Consider the following 1181-nt stretch of genomic DNA (forward strand, 5'->3'; position numbering starts at 1 on the left):
GGCGGCCCCGCCGGGGTCGGCCCGTACTGCGCGGACGCGCTGTCCTCGGGCGAGGGCGGCTCCGGCGCCGGGCCCGCGCAGGGGAAGGGCACCGACGCGGACACCCCCGCCGGCGGAGACGACGGCAAGGGAAACGGCAAGAGCGGCGGCAACGGCAAGAGCGGTGACAACGGCAAGAGCGGTGACAACGGCAAGAGCGCCGGCAAGGGCAACGGCGACAGCAGCGATTCCGGCCCCGGCCCCGGCAAGGGCAACGGCGGGAGCAGCGGCGGCAACGGCAAGAAGGGCCGGGGCGCCGGGCAGGGGCAGGGCTCCGGGAACTCCGAGTCCCAGGGGAACAAGCCCTGACCTGCGCTTTTGTTGATCGCTGACATGGTTGTGACGCCAGGTGTGACACTTCCGGCCCGCGTGACGCAGTAATGAGTGAGCCGACTGGTCATCGGCCGTCGCACGGAGCCGGGGTTCCCCCCGTACTCACGGCTCGTGCACCTCGGCGCGGGCGGGACACGTTCCCCCGGTCCCGCCCGCGCCCCATCTCACCAGTGCACGACGACCTTGTCGCCGTCGCGCACCTGCTCGTACAGCCGCGCGATCGCCGCCTCGTCCCGTACGTTGACGCAGCCGTGCGAGGCGCCGCCGTACCCCCGCGCGGCGAAGTCGGCCGAGAAGTGCACGGCCTGGCCGCCGCTGAAGAACATGGCGTACGGCATCGGCGAGTCATAGAGCGTGGACACATGGTGCCGGGACTTCCAGTAGACGTGGAAAACACCCTCACGGGTCGGTGTGTACTCCGATCCGAAGCGGACCGGCATTGTCGACACCGTCCGCCCGTCGATCATCCAGCGCAGGGTGCGGCTCGACTTGCTGATGCACAGCACCCGCCCGGTCCGGCAGCGGGCGTCGGGCCGGTCGGCGGGCTGGCCGCCCATCAGGTACAGCTCCCACCTGCCCGGCTCGTGCGTCATCGCGAGCAGCCGCTGCCAGGTGACGCTGTCGGTCACCCCGGTTTCCGGCAGTCCGCGCTTGCCCTGGAATCCCCGGACCGCCTTCTCCGTCAGGCCGTCGTAGGTCCCCGTGGGCCCGTGGAAGATCCAGGCGACCTGCCGCAGCCGGGCCTGGAGCTCCCGGATGTCCCGCCCGGAGATCGTGCGACGCACATCACTGCGAGAACATGGAGGACT

At 71.1% G+C, this 1181-nt stretch carries 1 protein-coding gene and 1 pseudogene; one reads left to right on the forward strand and one right to left on the reverse strand.

The features are described from left to right. A pseudogene (locus tag B9S61_RS40725) lies at positions 1-348 on the forward strand (hypothetical protein); the annotation flags it as partial. A 188-nt stretch (positions 349-536) separates the two neighbouring features. Here the strand turns inward: B9S61_RS40725 and B9S61_RS08645 are convergent. After that, positions 537-1181, reverse strand: a 645-nt coding sequence (locus B9S61_RS08645; protein ID WP_103541723.1) for a L,D-transpeptidase family protein, incomplete at its 5' end; no start/stop codon positions are given.

The sequence above is a fragment of the Streptomyces sp. SM1 genome (genome assembly GCF_002910825.1).
GTDB classification, from domain to species: Bacteria; Actinomycetota; Actinomycetes; order Streptomycetales; family Streptomycetaceae; genus Streptomyces; species Streptomyces okerensis.